We start from the raw sequence: 13,692 nt of genomic DNA, 5'->3' as shown, positions 1-13,692 counted from the left end.
CGCGCTGGTGCCCGCCACCGGGCCGGTCGCGCCGGTCGCCCAGGTCTTCATGGGACCGGGGCGGCATCTGGTGCATTACCCGCTGCGCGGCGGCGAGCTGATCAACATCGTCGCCGTCGAGGAGCGCGAAATCTGGGCCGATGAGGGCTGGAACCACGATGACGCCCCCGAGAACCTGCGCCGCGCCTTCGCCGATTTCGGCGCTGGGGTGCCCGAGCTTCTCGCCCGGGTCGATCATGTGAACCTCTGGGGACTGTTCCGCCACCCCGTGGCGGCGCGCTGGTATTCGGGCCCCGCGGCGATCCTCGGCGATGCGGCGCATCCAACGCTGCCCTTCCTCGCCCAGGGCGCGAACATGGCGCTCGAGGATGCCTGGGTGCTGGCAGCCTGCCTCGAACGCCATTCCGACACCGAAACCGCCTTCGCCGCCTACCAGGCCGAACGCCGCCCGCGCACGATCAGGATCGTCGACATGGCCTCGAAGAACGCGCGCAACTACCATCTCAGCTCGCCACCCCTGCGCGCACTTGCCCATACCGCGCTGCGGCTCGGCGGAGCACTCGCCCCGGGTGGCGCGCTCAAGCGCTTCGACTGGGTCTATGCCCATGACGTCGCCGCCCGCTACCCCCTGACAGCCGCCCCGATGCCCTGAAATTCTGCCCCTGCGGCTTCTTCTTGGCCGAAATACCCCCGCCGGAGGCACGCGGCCGCAAGGCCGCGCCACGCCCAACCCCGGACAAGCGGGGCGCAAGCCCCGCGCGGGCCGGGGGCGGGAGCACCGCGCCGCTTCGGCTCAGGCGTCCAGCGTCACCCAGACCGGCACATGGTCCGACGGCTTCTCGCGGCCGCGCTGCTCGGCCTCGATCCGGCATTCCGTCATCAGGTCGGCCGCCTGCGGGCTCAGCAGCAGGTGATCGATGCGGATGCCGTCATTGCGGCTCCACGCGCCCGCCTGATAGTCCCAGAAGGAATAATGCCCGGGCCCCTGCACCCGCGCCCGGAACGCCTCGGTATAGCCCAGGTTGATGATCCGCCGGAACGCCGCCCGCGTCCGGGGCAGGGCCAGCGCATCGCTTGCCCAGGCCTCGGGCCGCGCCGCGTCCTCGTCCTGCGGGATCACGTTGTAATCGCCCGCCATCACCACCGGCTCCTCGCTTTCCAGCAGGGCCTTGGCGCGGGCCTCCAGCCGCGCCATCCAGGCCAGCTTGTAATCATATTTCGGCCCCGGCGCCGGGTTGCCATTGGGCAGGTAGAGACAGCACAGCCGCACCGCCCGCGCCCCCATCACGGTGGCCTCGATCCAGCGCGCCTGTTCATCCCCCGCATCGCCCGGCAGGCCCTGCGTCACGTCTTCCAGCGGCCGTTTCGACAGGATCGCGACGCCATTGAACCCCTTCTGGCCATGGGTTTCCACGTTGTAGCCGCGCTCCTCGAAGGGCGCGCGCGGAAACGCCTCGTCAATCGACTTGATCTCCTGCAACAGCGCCACATCGGGTGCGGAGTCGTCCAGCCAGGCCAGCACCGTCTCGATCCGCGCCTTGATCCCGTTGATGTTGTAGGTCGCAATCCGCATCAGCCCTCCGCCCGCCGTCCGGTCCCGGCCGGACTATCGGCGGCTGCGGGGGGAATGTCCATGCAATCGGCATCCTGCCCGGCCGCGGCCAGCCACAGCGCGTCAAGCGCGCGAAGCTCGGCCGGATCGAAGCGCTCGGGATCGTTCCAGCCCAGCCCCTCCGGCGCCCGGTAGCCAAGCGCCGCCTCGCGGTCCAGCGCGGTGCGGGCGTCGAACCGGCCGGGCGCGCGGGGCAGGCTGGCCGGGGTCGCACGCGGAAAGACCAGTCGGCTCTTGCCGGCCGAGAGGTTGACCATGGCACAGCCCGCCGCTGAGGCCAGCACCATCAGCCGCGCGGATTTCGCCTCCAGCGATTGCAGGGTGATGTCGTCGCGCAAGGGATCGGCCCGGCCGGTGCCGTAGAAATGGGTGGGGCCGCTCTGCGGGTAGACCATGTCGCAACCAGGCATCGCGATCACCCGCGGCCGATAGGTCCAGAGCGCCCAGTAGGCCGCGGTAAAGGCCATCGTGGCGCCGCAATAGACCACTCCGCCATGGGCATTCATCGCTGGCACGAATGCGGTCTCGTCGACCAGTATCTGGCACGGGCCGGGCGCGGGGGGCAGGCGGTCGGGTGGCAGGTCGTGGGGAAAGATCACAGCGTCCCAATCAGGCCGCACACGCCAGGCATTGTTGATCGCCACGATCCGCGCGAACGGTACCCGAGGCCATGACCGGCACCGCAGAACGCCGGGGCCGGAGCCCAGCAAGAGCAGGTTCGTCATCGGCCCCCACCGTCCCTTTTGCCGTTTTTCGACAAGTCAGGGCCCGTGCGGGCCGCGACCATGGCGGATGTTCAGGGATCCTTGCGGACGGTCTTCCGGCCGGTGATCATCGGGCGGATCAGATCCTCGCCCTTCCATTTGCGATAGAACCCGATGGCGGCGACATGCAGCACAACCAGCCCCAGAACCACCCAGCCCAGCGTGGCATGCCAGGCCAGCGCCGTGCGCGAGGTCGTGGTGCTGACCTCGCGGGCAAGGGGGCCCGCATTGACGTAGTCCTCGGGATCCGCGATCAGCCCCAGCCCCGCATGGACCGCCAGAACGCCCAACAGGACGAACACGAAGAACCCGCCCAGCGGGTTGTGCCCGCGCCAGTAGCTGGGTTCGCGCCGGACCATGTGGAGCACATATTTCCCGATCGAGACGGGACCGTAGCGAAAATTGCCGAAGCGCGCATGTTCCGGGCCGACAAAGCCCCAGATCAGGCGGAACGCCAGCAGGCCCAGCACGGCATAGCCGAACCAGAAATGCAGCGTCATCACGTTGGGCCCGAACTTGCCCAGCCCCCAGGCGCCGACCACTGCGATCGCCAGCAGCCAGTGGAAAAGCCGCAAGAGAGGATCCCAGACCCGGATGGTCTCGATCTCGACAGCTGCGTTGTCGGCCCGGGCGGTCTCGCCGCCCGGACCGGCACCATGGGTGCCCCTATCCTTCATCGCTCAGAAATCCCGGGCGCGGTAATTGTCGTGGCACTCCTTGCAGGCGCCGCCCAGCCGCTGAACGGCACCGCCCAGCTCGGCGCGGTCAAGCCCGGCGACCTCGTTCAGCTTCTCGACCGCCTGCACGAAGGCCATGCCCTTTTCCTGCACGCCGGCACCGTCTTCCCAGATCTTGGGCAGCGCGCGGGTCTTGCCGGGCATGTCGGCATTCGAGGTGCCGGGGGCGTAGAGATGGCCCATGTTGTAGGCGGTCAGCAGCTTCAGGTTGTCGGCATGGGTCTGGGCGGCCGCGCCGTCATACTCGATATCGCCCTTCGCCATTGAGGCCAGGACGCTCATGTCGGCTCCCAGCATCGAATAGAAGCCACGGCGGGCATCCACGACCTCCTGCAGGTCGGCGGCGATCCCTGCGGCCGGGACGGTCGCCAGGGCGGCGGTGATCAAAAGAACCTTGCGCATGAAACTCTCCCTTTGGTGATCGGGACTATCCCGTCTTCCGGGCTAGCACGTGACCGTCCTTGCGTCACATTACAGTTGTATGTTGTGTGGTTCACACCACGGTGCCTTGGGGCGATCTGGCGCGTTTGCGTTCATTCGGCCCGGTTTCCGTGCGGATCCGGCCGATGCGCAGGCGCCCTGCGCATATGCACAGACGGTGCAGCGCGGTCACGGTCCAGCCATGACGTCGACCGCAGACAGCTGCGCGGTATCGGCGCGGCGCGCGCGGGCGGCCGCAACCAGCGCGGCAAAGAGTGCGCGCTGGCGGCGGGCGTAAGGCAGGTGTTCGGGATGCCACTGCACCCCAAGGGCAAAGGGATCGCGGATTCGCTCGACCGCCTGGATCATGCCGCCGCGGTCGCGCGCGGCGACCACCAGATCCGCGCCCAGCCGGTCCACGGCCTGGGAATGCAGCGCGTTGACCTTCATCGGCGCGGTCCCCGCGATCTCGGCCAGCCTTGTGCCGGGTTCGACCGCGATCCGCTTCTTCGGCAGGATCGTCCAGCACCGGTCGGAGGCGGTATAGGTGCCATAGGCATCCTGGTGCAGGTTGCCGCCCAGTGCTACGTTTATCATCTGCGCCCCCCGGCAGATGCCCAGCACCGGGATCCCGCGGGCGATGGCGGCCTCGACCAGCGCCCGTTCCAGCGCGTCGCGTGCCGGGTCCAGCCGGGCCGAGGTCACGATCTGCCCATCGTAGAGATCGGGCGAGATGTCGTCGCCGCCGCCGATGATCAGCCCGTCCACCTCCTCCAGATCGGCGGGCCGTCCCGCGCCCCAGCGCCGCGCGCGACCGCCCGCAAGCCAGAGGTTCAGCGCCACCAGCGGGAAGATGCGCCAGCCCGAGCGCGCCGAAACCGTAACCGCGATCTGCGGGCGTCCGCTCATGCCGACGTCCACAGTTCCAGATCGCCCAGCCGGTCCTCCAGATGGGCGAACCAGTCGCCCCGCGTCGTGGTCAGCGCGGCGCGATAGTCCAGCCATTCGCCCGCCAGCCGGTCCAGCGCCGCGCCGTCGGCGGCCAGCCGCTCGACCATCACCCAGCGGTTCCACTCATAGGCGATGCGCCAGCCGGCTTCGTCGATCCGGCAATCGGGCAGGCGATAGTGAAATGTCGGCCGCGCCGAGACCAGCCCGCCGTCGCCCAGCGCGCCGCTCACCCGGCCCTCGTCCAGATGGCGGAACAGCGGCAACAGGTCCAGCCCGCGATTGCGCGTCGGCGTCTCCGCCAGATAGGCGTCGATGAAATCGGCCAGGCTCCAGTCCACGGACTCGCCCGCCAGCCGGTCGACCAGGCGGCGCGGCCAGGGATCGACAAAGGGCAGAAGCCGCCGCGTGGGGTCGATCGGATCCGCCTTCCTCAGCCAGTCCTCGATCAGCGCGAAGGCGCGGGCCACGGGCAGGATCGCCTCGGTCGTCTCGTCCGCCACCGCGGGGTTCAGATGCACGCCGAAGCCCAGCAGGCGGCCGCGGCGGCTGCCCTGCGCCCCGGCCGCGCGCAACGCGCGCCGCAGCCGGTCAAGCGCGGGCAACTGCCGGGGCTCCAGCGGCGGCGTCACGATCTCGACCGGCACCACCGCGCGGCTCAGATCCAGCCCCAGATCGGCCAGCTTGCCGCTCGCCCTGTCGCGCCATTGCATGTCGAGACAGATCTCGACCGCGCCCCATTCGCTGTCCTCGACGACAAGATCATGCGCGGTCTTCTTGATCACCCGCCCGCCGATCGCATCGGCCACCAGCCGCGCCGCCCTTGCCTCGGTCAGCCCGCCGAACTCGATCTCGAATCCGGTCAAGCGCGGTGCGCCCTCGGCGTTGTTTTCCGGGCAGAGCGGCAGGAACCGGTCGCGCGGGATCAGGCTGGTGATGTTGTCCATGTCGGCCGGTCCTTTCCGGGCGCACCTCACATCGCGAAAGAGGTGCCGCAACCGCAGGAGCTTGCCGCGTTCGGGTTGTCGATCACGAAACGCGCCCCGATCAGTTCCTCGGTGAAGTCGATGACCGCGTTCGACAGGAACGGCAGCGAGACCGGATCGACCACCACCCGCTCGCCCCCGCCTTCGAGCAACAGGTCGTCCTCGGCGGGGGTGTCCAGCGTGATCGCATACTGGAACCCCGAACAGCCGCCGCCCTCGACAGCGATGCGCAGCGCCTTGCCCTGCGCCGCAGCCCCGATCTCGGCCAGCCGGGAAAAGGCGCGCTCGGTAACTTTCGGAGGCAGCGTCAGGTCCATCGCGGAATCCCCTGTGTGCAAACGATCTTTCCTCAAATATATGGATTTGAGGATTGCGAACAAGCGAAGAGGCCCCATGCTCGCCCCCTGTGCCTGCGATCCGGCGGAAAGCCGCGGCCGCCTCTATGCCGAGCAGGAAAGCGCGTTCCGCTCGGCCTTCCAGCGCGACCGCGACCGGATCATCCATTCCTCGGCCTTCCGCCGACTGATGCACAAGACACAGGTCTTCGTGGTGCATGAGGGCGACAGCTTCCGCACGCGGCTGACCCATTCGATCGAGGTGGCGCAGGTCGCGCGCACCATCGCGGGCGTCCTGGGCCTGAACGGCGAACTGGCCGAGGCGGTGGCGCTGGCGCATGATCTGGGTCACACGCCCTTCGGCCATACCGGCGAGGATGCGCTGGCGGCCCTGATGGCGCCTTTCGGCGGGTTCGACCACAACGCGCAAGCCATCCGCATCGTGACAAGGCTGGAACGCCATTATGCCGGGTTCGACGGGCTGAACCTGACATGGGAGGCGCTGGAGGGCATCGCCAAGCATAACGGCCCCGTCGCCGGCCCGCTGCCCCATGCGCTGGCCGAGTACAATGCCCGCCACGACCTGGAACTGCACACCCATGCCAGCGCCGAGGCGCAGGTCGCCGCCCTGGCCGACGACATCGCTTACAACAACCACGACCTGCATGACGGGCTGCGCGCCGGGCTGTTCACCGAGGACGAACTGGCCGGTCTGCCGATCCTCGACACCTGCTTTGCCGAGGTCGACCGCGCCTGGCCAGGGCTCGACTGGAAGCGCCGCCGCCACGAGGCGACGCGCCGCTTCTTCGGCGTGATGGTCGAGAACGTGATCGCCGAGGCCCGCCGCCTGCTGGCCGAGGCCGCACCCGCCAGCGCCGCCGAGGTGCGCGGGCTGGGCTGCCCGGTGATCCGCTTCAGCGATCCGCTCTGGGCCGATCTGCGTCAGATCCGCGAGTTCCTGTTCCGCCGGATGTATCGTGCGCCCAGCGTCATGGCGGTGCGCGCCGAGGTGACGCGCGTGGTCGAGGAATTGTTCCCGATCTACCTGGCCGACCCCGCGCATCTGCCCTCGAAATGGCGCGAGGATGTGGCCGCCGTGCCGGACGTCACCGCGCTGGCGCGGATCGTGGCCGATTACATCGCGGGCATGACCGACCGTTTTGCCTTGCAGGAACATGCCCGCCTGACCGGGACCGAGCCCAAGCTGCCCGCCGCCTGGCGCGCGGCGACCGGCTGACCCGGGGCCGGTTGACGCGCCCGCGCCCGGTGGTAAACCGCCCGAGGCACCGAAAGGGATGGACATGAACCTCTTCACCGATCTCCGCGCGCTCGTGATCGACAGCCTGACCGCCATGGCCGCCGAGGGCGCGCTGCCTGCCGGGCTCGACCACGCGGCTGTCACGGTCGAGCCGCCGCGCGATCCGGCGCATGGCGACATGGCCACCAATGCCGCGATGGTGCTGGCCAGGCCCGCCGGTCTGAAACCCCGCGATATCGCCAAGATGCTGGCCCCGCGGCTGATGGCCGATCCGCGCGTGGATCTCGCCGAGGTGGCAGGCCCGGGCTTTCTGAACCTGCGGCTGGCGCCTTCGGTCTGGCAGGGGGTCGTCGGCCGGGTGCTGGCCGAGGGAGCCGGGTTCGGGCGCTCCGGCATGGGGCAGGGCGCGCGGGTCAATGTCGAATATGTCTCGGCCAACCCGACGGGGCCGTTGCATGTGGGCCACACCCGCGGCGCAGTCTTCGGCGACGCGCTGGCAAACCTGCTGGCCTATTCCGGCCACGAGGTGACGCGGGAATACTACATCAACGATGGCGGCGCGCAGGTCGATGTGCTGGCCCGCTCGGTCTACCTGCGCTACCTCGAAGCGCATGGCCAACAGGTTGCCTTCGAGGACGGCACCTATCCCGGCGACTACCTGATCGAGGTCGGCCAGGCGCTGAAGGACAAGGTGGGCGACGCCTATCTCGGCCAGCCCGAGGAGGTCTGGCTGACCGAGGTGCGCGACTTCGCCACCGACCGGATGATGGACCTCATCCGCGCCGATCTGGCCGCCCTCGGCGTTACGATGGATGTCTTCTTCTCCGAGAAGTCGCTTTATGGCACCGGCCGGATCGAGGCCGCAATCGAGACGCTGAAGGCCCGCGGCCTGATCTATGTCGGCGTGCTGGAACCGCCCAAGGGCAAGATGCCCGAGGACTGGGAGCCGCGCGAACAGACCCTGTTCCGCTCCACCGAACATGGCGACGACGTGGATCGGCCGATCATGAAATCGGACGGCGCATGGACCTATTTCGCGCCCGATATAGCCTATCATTTTGACAAGATTTCCAGAGGCTTCGACGCGCTTATTGATGTGTTTGGTGCGGATCACGGCGGCTATGTCAAGCGGATGAAGGCGGCCGTGTCCGCTCTGTCGGATGGCCGCGTGCCGCTCGACATAAAGCTCACGCAGCTGGTCAAGCTCTACCAGAATGGCGAACCCTTCAAGATGTCCAAGCGCGCGGGCACCTTCGTCACGCTGCGCGACGTGGTCAAGCAGGTGGGCCCCGACGTCACCCGGTTCGTCATGCTGACGCGCAAGAACGACGCGCCGCTGGATTTCGACTTTGCCAAGGTGCTGGAACAGTCCAAGGACAATCCGGTCTTCTACGTCCAGTATGCCAATGCCCGCGTGTGCAGCGTGTTGCGCAAGGCGGCCGAGGCGGGGATCGCGTCCGATGACGCCACGCTGACGGCGGCGGATCTGACGAAACTCGGGCACGCGGCCGAGATCGCGGTGGCGAAAAAGCTGGCCGAATGGCCGCGTCTGGTCGAGATCGCGGCCCGCACGCATGAGCCCCACCGCGTCGCGTTCTACCTGTACGAACTGGCCTCCGAATTCCACGCGCTCTGGAACCGGGGCAACGATCTGCCCGCGCTGCGCTTCCTGCAGGAGGGCGATGCAGCCACAAGCCAGGCCAAAATCGCGCTGGCGCGTGCCGTTTCCGTTGTGATTTCCGCCGGCCTTGGTATTCTCGGCGTCACTCCGGTCGAGGAAATGCGCTGAAAAACAAGGCGCAACCCGCCCGGGCCGAGACAGGCAAGAACCAACCGGGGACAAAGAGCCCCGGAACATGAGGCGGCAATGGCAGATATCGAATACGACGCATTCCGTGCGCCGGGTCCGGGCGATGCCCGGCCGGGCATCAAGACCGCGCTGCACTGGGCCGGGGGCGCGCTGTCGCTTTCGCTGGTGGCAGGGCTTTGTGTCTGGGGCTACCAGATCCTCGTGCGCGATGTCAGCGGCGTGCCCGTGGTGCGCGCGCTCGAAGGGCCGATGCGGATCGCCCCCGAGGATCCGGGCGGTCGTCAGGCCGATCACCAGGGGCTGGCGGTGAACCGCGTCGCCGCCGATGGCGAGGCCGCGCCGCCCGCCGACACGCTGCGCCTTGCCCCGAACCCGCTGGCGCTGACCGAAGAGGACCGTCCGCGCGCCGAACTGGCCCCGCTGGACCTGGCCGCGCCTGCCCCGACGCCGTGGGACGAGGAGGCCGATCAGCAAGTCCAGGAGGCGTTCACGCTGGCGCCCGAGGCCGATGAGGCGGCCGATGCCGCGATGATGGCCGCCCTCGACGAGGCCACCGCGGACGAGATCACGCCACTGATGCAATTGCCCGCGGGCGCGCTCAGCCATTCGCCCCGCCCGGCGGCACGGCCCGATACCGAGGATCTCGCCGCCCGCGCCGCGATCGCGGCCGCCACCGCAGCGCTGATGCCGCGCAGTGCGGCCGAGCTTCCCGTGACCGAGGTGGTCGCGGGTACCGCGCTGGTCCAGCTTGGCGCCTTCGACGACGCCGAAGAGGCCCGCCTGGCCTGGGAGGGCCTGGCAGGCGAAGGGCGCTTCGCCGGGTTCTTCGACCGCAAGTCCCGCGTCATCCAGGCCACCGAGGGCGGCGGGCGCATCTTCTACCGGCTGCGCGCCGCGGGCTTCGACGACATCGCCGACGCGCGCCGGTTCTGTGCCGCGCTGATGGCCGAGGGCGTGGACTGCATCCCGGTGGTGGCCCGCTGATGCGGCGGGCCGGGGCATATATCCTCGGCTGCTCCGGCCCGGCGCTGACGGCGGCCGAGCGGCAGTTCTTCGCCCAGGCCAACCCGCTGGGCTTCATCCTGTTCGCGCGCAATGTCCGTGATCCCAGCCAGTTGCGCGCGCTGACCGAAAGCCTGCGCGCGGCTGTGGGCCGCGCCGCGCCGATCCTGATCGACCAGGAGGGTGGGCGCGTCCAGCGCCTGACCGCGCCGCATTGGCGGCAATGGGCGGCGGCCGCCGACCAGATCGCCACGGTCGGTCCCGAGAACGCGGCGCGCTCGATGTATCTGCGCTCGCGGCTGATCGCGCGCGAACTGAACTGGGCGGGCATCGACGTCAATTGCGCGCCGCTGGGCGATCTGGCCCGGCCCGAAACCCACAACGTGCTCAAGAACCGCTGCTACGGCTCGGACCCCGCCACCGTGGCCAGGATTGCCCGCGCCGTGGCCGACGGGCTGTTGCATGGCGGCGTGCTGCCCGTGCTGAAACACATCCCCGGCCATGGCCGCGCCACCGTCGACAGCCATCTTGACCTGCCGCGCGTCAAGACCCCGCTCTCGCAGCTTGAGACCACCGATTTCGCCGTCTTCCGCGCGCTTTCGGACCTGCCGCTGGGAATGACGGCCCATGTCATCTATGAGGCGCTGGATGGCGGCGCCCCTGTCACCACCTCAGGCGAGGCGATCATCTATATCCGCCGGGCGATGGGCTTTCAGGGTTTCCTGATGACCGACGACATCTCGATGCAGGCGCTGTCGGGCAGCATCGCCGCGCGCTGCGTGGCCAGCATCCGGGCAGGCTGCGATGCGGTCTTGCATTGCAACGGCAAACTGGCCGAAATGGAAGAGGTCGCCGAGGCCAGCGGTGCGCTGACCGAGAAAGCCGCGGCAAGGGCCTCGCGCGCGCTGGCCCGCCGCCGCCCGCCGGTGCCCGGCGAGGTTTCCGCGCTGGTGACCGAACTCGATGCGCTGCTGGGAAAGAGGCGCGATGCCTGAACAGGGCCCCGACAGTTTCACCGAGGGACCCGCGCGGGACCCCGTCGCCGCGCGGCTGGCGGCCGAGGCCCTGATCGTCGATGTCGAGGGCTTCGAGGGGCCGCTCGACATGCTGCTGACGCTGGCCCGCAGCCAGAAGGTCGACCTGCGCCGCATCTCGGTGCTGCATCTGGCCGAGCAATACCTGGCCTTTGTCGAACAGGCGCGGACGCTGCGCATCGAGCTTGCGGCCGATTACCTGGTGATGGCGGCCTGGCTTGCCTATCTCAAGTCGCGCCTTCTGCTGCCGCCCGATCCCACCGACGAGGGACCCTCGGGCGAGGATCTGGCCGCGCATCTGGCGTTCCAGCTTGAACGGCTCGAAGCGATGCGGGCGGTGGCCGCCCGGCTTCTGGGCCGCGACCAGAAGGGGCGCGACTTCTTCGTGCGCGGCATCCCCGAGGATGTGCGACGGGTGCGCCGGGTGCAGTATACCGCGACCCTTCTGGACCTGATGCAGGCCTATGCACGGATCCGCACCAAGGACGAGTTCCGCCCCTATGTCCTTGATCGCGATGCGCTTTACACGATGGAAGAGGCGCTGGAACGGATGCGCGGCCTGCTGGGCTATGCGGGCGAATGGATCGACCTGTCCAGTTGGCTGCCCGAGGGATGGCAGACCGATCCCGTGCGTCGGCGCACCGCCACCGCGGCGCATTTCGCCGCCAGCCTGGAACTTGCCAAGCAGGGCCAGATCGAGATCCGCCAGTCCGACACCTTCGCCCCGATCCATATCCGGCGGAAGCCCCGCGCATGACCCGGACCCCGCCCGAGCAGGAAGAAAGCCTTTTCGAGGCGCCGCCCGTCGGCGAGCAGGAGCGCATGGTCGAGGCGATCCTGTTCGCCTCGGCCGAGCCGCTGCGCGTGGCCGAACTGAACGCGCGGATGCCGCATGGCTGCGACGCGGCCCAGGCGCTGGCCCATCTTGCCCGCCGCTACGAGGGGCGCGGCGTGCGGCTGGTGCGCGTGGGCGAGGGCTGGGCGTTTCGCACCGCGCCCGATCTGGGCTTCCTGATGCAGAAAGAGACGGTCGAGCTGCGCAAGCTCAGCCGCGCCGCGATCGAGACGCTGGCGATCATCGCCTATCACCAGCCGGTGACGCGCGCCGAGATCGAGGAGATTCGCGGCGTCTCGGTCAGCCGGGGCACGGTCGATCAGTTGCTTGAGCTTGACTGGATCCGCTTCGGACGGCGCCGGATGACACCGGGACGGCCTGTCACCTATGTCGTGACCGAGGAATTCCTCGACCATTTCGGACTGGAAAGCGCGCGCGACCTGCCCGGGCTCAAGGAATTGCGCGCCGCGGGCCTGCTGGACAGCCACCCCATGCCCGGCGGCCCGGACGATGCCGAAGCCTCGGACGGCCAGGCCGACATGTTCGAGGACGAAAGCTGAGGCGCCAGCCTCAGCCCGCACCGATCTCGGCGAAGACCCGGTTCAGCGCGGCCTCCAGCTTGTCGAACATCTCGTCCATCTGCGCCTCGGTCACGATGAAGGGCGGGCACAGCACGATGGACTGGCCCAGCGGGCGGCAGATCAGCCCGTGATCGGTGCAGGTATTGGCGATCCGCTCGCTGACCGACAGGGGCGCGGGAAACGGCGCCTTCGTCGGCTTGTCGGCCACTGCCTCCAGCGCGCCCATCAGCCCCTTGCCGCGCCATTCCCCGATATGGGGATGCTCGGCCAGCCGCTTCAGCCCCGCCTCGAAACGCGGGGTCAGGGCGCGGACATTGTCCAGAAGCCCCTCGTCCAGGATCACGTCGATCGCTTTCAGCGCGATGGCGCAGCCGACCGGATGGCCCGATGCGGTGAAGCCATGGGGAAATTCCTCGACCGCCTCGGCCGCCGCCTGCAAACGGTCCGACAGGTCGGGGCCCAGGATCACGGCGCCCATCGGGAAATAACCCGCGGTCAGCGCCTTGGAACTGATGATCGCATCGGGGGTGAAGCCGTAGGTCTGGCAGCCCCAGACCTCGCCCGTCCGGCCGAAGCCGCAGATCACCTCATCCGCGATCAGCGGGATGTTATGGCGTTTCAGGACCGCCTGGATCGCCTGGAAATAGCCCTCTGACGGCGGGATCACCCCGCCCGCGCCGATCACCGGCTCGGCGAAGAAGCCCGCGATGGTCTCGGCCCCCTCGCGCGCGATGACCTCCTCCAGTTCGGCGGCCAGCCGGCGGGTGAACTCTGCCTCGCTCTCGCCCTCCCGCCCCTCGCGCCAGTAATGCGGGCAGGTCAGGTGGATGAACCCGGGCAGGGGCAGGCCGAACAGCGCGTTATAGGCCTTGCCCGTCATCGAGGCCGCGGCGACCGTGACCCCGTGATAGCCGTTCCAGCGCGTCAGGATCTTGCGCCGCTCGGGCTGCCCCTCGGCGCGGGACAGGAACCACAGCATCTTGAGCGCCGTGTCGTTCGCCTCGGATCCCGAATTGGTATAGAACACCTTGCCGCGGGCGAAGGGCGAGACCTCGATCAGTTTCTCGCTCAGCATCACGGTCTGGTCCGACATCCGCCCGAAAAACGCGTGATAGCCCGGAAGCCGGTCATATTGCGCCTTGGCGGCCCGGGCCAGACCGGGATGATCGAACCCCGCCACCATGTTCCACAGCCCCGAATTGGCGTCCAGATAGCGCCGCCCGGCCGTGTCGAAGATATAGGGACCCTCGCCATGGGTCATGACCACCGTGCCGCGCGCCTGCACCGAGGGCAGGTCGGTGAAGCCGTAGAAGCTGTGCATCTCGGCGCGGGCATCCCAGTCGTTCGGGGCGGTGTCGGGCATGTTCGGG

The 13,692-nt window shown here is 68.8% G+C and carries 15 protein-coding genes; 7 read left to right on the top strand and 8 right to left on the bottom strand.

Annotated features, from left to right (window positions below; genetic code table 11):
- A partial coding sequence (locus tag ENN83_RS14730; protein WP_287188241.1) for an FAD-dependent monooxygenase occupies positions 1 to 652 on the top strand: 652 nt, incomplete at its 5' end.
- Positions 653 to 793: 141 nt separating this feature from the next.
- Here ENN83_RS14730 and xth read toward each other — a convergent pair.
- From xth to ENN83_RS14695, 7 genes are all read right to left on the bottom strand, one after another.
- Positions 794 to 1,573 carry an exodeoxyribonuclease III gene (gene xth / locus ENN83_RS14725; protein ID WP_287188238.1) on the bottom strand — a complete coding sequence of 260 codons (780 nt, stop codon included), beginning with the start codon at positions 1,571 to 1,573 and terminating at the stop codon, positions 794 to 796.
- Positions 1,573 to 2,337: a hypothetical protein gene (locus ENN83_RS14720; protein ID WP_287188236.1), complete on the bottom strand. Its 765-nt coding sequence runs from the start codon at positions 2,335 to 2,337 to the stop codon at positions 1,573 to 1,575. The genes xth and ENN83_RS14720 overlap by 1 nt, the downstream gene beginning before the upstream one ends.
- A gap of 71 nt (positions 2,338 to 2,408) precedes the next feature.
- Positions 2,409 to 3,053 carry a cytochrome b/b6 domain-containing protein gene (locus ENN83_RS14715; RefSeq protein ID WP_287188234.1) on the bottom strand — a complete coding sequence of 215 codons (645 nt, stop codon included), beginning with the start codon at positions 3,051 to 3,053 and terminating at the stop codon, positions 2,409 to 2,411.
- Between the two features lie 3 nt (positions 3,054 to 3,056).
- A complete protein-coding gene (locus ENN83_RS14710) occupies positions 3,057 to 3,515 on the bottom strand; it encodes a c-type cytochrome (RefSeq protein WP_287188231.1) in 459 nt (152 codons plus the stop codon).
- 207 nt (positions 3,516 to 3,722) lie between these two features.
- The gene (locus ENN83_RS14705) at positions 3,723 to 4,442 is read right to left on the bottom strand and encodes a gamma-glutamyl-gamma-aminobutyrate hydrolase family protein (protein WP_287188228.1); all 720 of its coding nucleotides are present in this window, start codon (positions 4,440 to 4,442) and stop codon (positions 3,723 to 3,725) included.
- Positions 4,439 to 5,428, bottom strand: a complete 990-nt coding sequence (locus tag ENN83_RS14700; protein WP_287188225.1) for an amidoligase family protein — start codon at positions 5,426 to 5,428, stop codon at positions 4,439 to 4,441. Before ENN83_RS14700 ends, ENN83_RS14705 begins: the two co-directional genes overlap by 4 nt.
- A 26-nt stretch (positions 5,429 to 5,454) precedes the next feature.
- The gene (locus ENN83_RS14695; protein ID WP_287188247.1) at positions 5,455 to 5,778 is read right to left on the bottom strand and encodes a HesB/IscA family protein; all 324 of its coding nucleotides are present in this window, start codon (positions 5,776 to 5,778) and stop codon (positions 5,455 to 5,457) included.
- A gap of 82 nt (positions 5,779 to 5,860) precedes the next feature.
- Between ENN83_RS14695 and ENN83_RS14690 the strand changes: the two genes are divergently transcribed.
- The 6 genes from ENN83_RS14690 (at position 5,861) to scpB (ending at position 12,301) form a co-directional block, all read left to right on the top strand.
- Positions 5,861 to 7,039 carry a deoxyguanosinetriphosphate triphosphohydrolase gene (locus ENN83_RS14690; protein ID WP_287188222.1) on the top strand — a complete coding sequence of 393 codons (1,179 nt, stop codon included), beginning with the start codon at positions 5,861 to 5,863 and terminating at the stop codon, positions 7,037 to 7,039.
- Between the two features lie 64 nt (positions 7,040 to 7,103).
- A complete protein-coding gene (gene argS, locus ENN83_RS14685) occupies positions 7,104 to 8,849 on the top strand; it encodes an arginine--tRNA ligase (RefSeq protein WP_287188220.1) in 1,746 nt (581 codons plus the stop codon).
- Positions 8,850 to 8,927: 78 nt separating this feature from the next.
- Positions 8,928 to 9,854: an SPOR domain-containing protein gene (locus ENN83_RS14680; protein ID WP_287188218.1), complete on the top strand. Its 927-nt coding sequence runs from the start codon at positions 8,928 to 8,930 to the stop codon at positions 9,852 to 9,854.
- Positions 9,854 to 10,867 (top strand): glycoside hydrolase family 3 N-terminal domain-containing protein, encoded by a 1,014-nt coding sequence (locus ENN83_RS14675; protein WP_287188215.1) that lies wholly within the window; start codon positions 9,854 to 9,856, stop codon positions 10,865 to 10,867. The genes ENN83_RS14680 and ENN83_RS14675 overlap by 1 nt, the downstream gene beginning before the upstream one ends.
- Positions 10,860 to 11,663, top strand: coding sequence for a segregation and condensation protein A (locus ENN83_RS14670; protein ID WP_287188212.1), 804 nt, complete (start codon positions 10,860 to 10,862; stop codon positions 11,661 to 11,663). Before ENN83_RS14675 ends, ENN83_RS14670 begins: the two co-directional genes overlap by 8 nt.
- A complete protein-coding gene (scpB, locus tag ENN83_RS14665) occupies positions 11,660 to 12,301 on the top strand; it encodes an SMC-Scp complex subunit ScpB (protein WP_287188209.1) in 642 nt (213 codons plus the stop codon). The genes ENN83_RS14670 and scpB overlap by 4 nt, the downstream gene beginning before the upstream one ends.
- Before the next feature lie 10 nt (positions 12,302 to 12,311).
- Here scpB and ENN83_RS14660 read toward each other — a convergent pair whose 3' ends face one another.
- Positions 12,312 to 13,685, bottom strand: coding sequence for an aminotransferase (locus ENN83_RS14660; RefSeq protein WP_287188244.1), 1,374 nt, complete (start codon positions 13,683 to 13,685; stop codon positions 12,312 to 12,314).
- Positions 13,686 to 13,692: the final 7 nt, after the last annotated feature.

It is taken from the genome of Rhodovulum sp. (assembly GCF_011048875.1).
Lineage (GTDB): Bacteria > Pseudomonadota > Alphaproteobacteria > Rhodobacterales > Rhodobacteraceae > Rhodovulum > Rhodovulum tesquicola.
Note: the sequence above shows the minus strand (reverse complement) of the source record. Positions and strands in the feature narration are given on the sequence as shown.

Bases quoted from the DNA above. Each gene is read 5' to 3' on its own strand.
- xth (WP_287188238.1), bottom strand. From the start codon at position 1,573: ATGCGGATTGCGACCTACAACATCAACGGGATCAAGGCGCGGATCGAG.
- ENN83_RS14720 (WP_287188236.1), bottom strand. From the start codon at position 2,337: ATGACGAACCTGCTCTTGCTGGGCTCCGGCCCCGGCGTTCTGCGGTGC.
- ENN83_RS14715 (WP_287188234.1), bottom strand. From the start codon at position 3,053: ATGAAGGATAGGGGCACCCATGGTGCCGGTCCGGGCGGCGAGACCGCC.
- ENN83_RS14710 (WP_287188231.1), bottom strand. From the start codon at position 3,515: ATGCGCAAGGTTCTTTTGATCACCGCCGCCCTGGCGACCGTCCCGGCC.
- ENN83_RS14705 (WP_287188228.1), bottom strand. From the start codon at position 4,442: ATGAGCGGACGCCCGCAGATCGCGGTTACGGTTTCGGCGCGCTCGGGC.
- ENN83_RS14700 (WP_287188225.1), bottom strand. From the start codon at position 5,428: ATGGACAACATCACCAGCCTGATCCCGCGCGACCGGTTCCTGCCGCTC.
- ENN83_RS14690 (WP_287188222.1), top strand. From the start codon at position 5,861: ATGCTCGCCCCCTGTGCCTGCGATCCGGCGGAAAGCCGCGGCCGCCTC.
- argS (WP_287188220.1), top strand. From the start codon at position 7,104: ATGAACCTCTTCACCGATCTCCGCGCGCTCGTGATCGACAGCCTGACC.
- ENN83_RS14680 (WP_287188218.1), top strand. From the start codon at position 8,928: ATGGCAGATATCGAATACGACGCATTCCGTGCGCCGGGTCCGGGCGAT.
- ENN83_RS14675 (WP_287188215.1), top strand. From the start codon at position 9,854: ATGCGGCGGGCCGGGGCATATATCCTCGGCTGCTCCGGCCCGGCGCTG.
- ENN83_RS14670 (WP_287188212.1), top strand. From the start codon at position 10,860: ATGCCTGAACAGGGCCCCGACAGTTTCACCGAGGGACCCGCGCGGGAC.
- scpB (WP_287188209.1), top strand. From the start codon at position 11,660: ATGACCCGGACCCCGCCCGAGCAGGAAGAAAGCCTTTTCGAGGCGCCG.
- ENN83_RS14660 (WP_287188244.1), bottom strand. From the start codon at position 13,685: ATGCCCGACACCGCCCCGAACGACTGGGATGCCCGCGCCGAGATGCAC.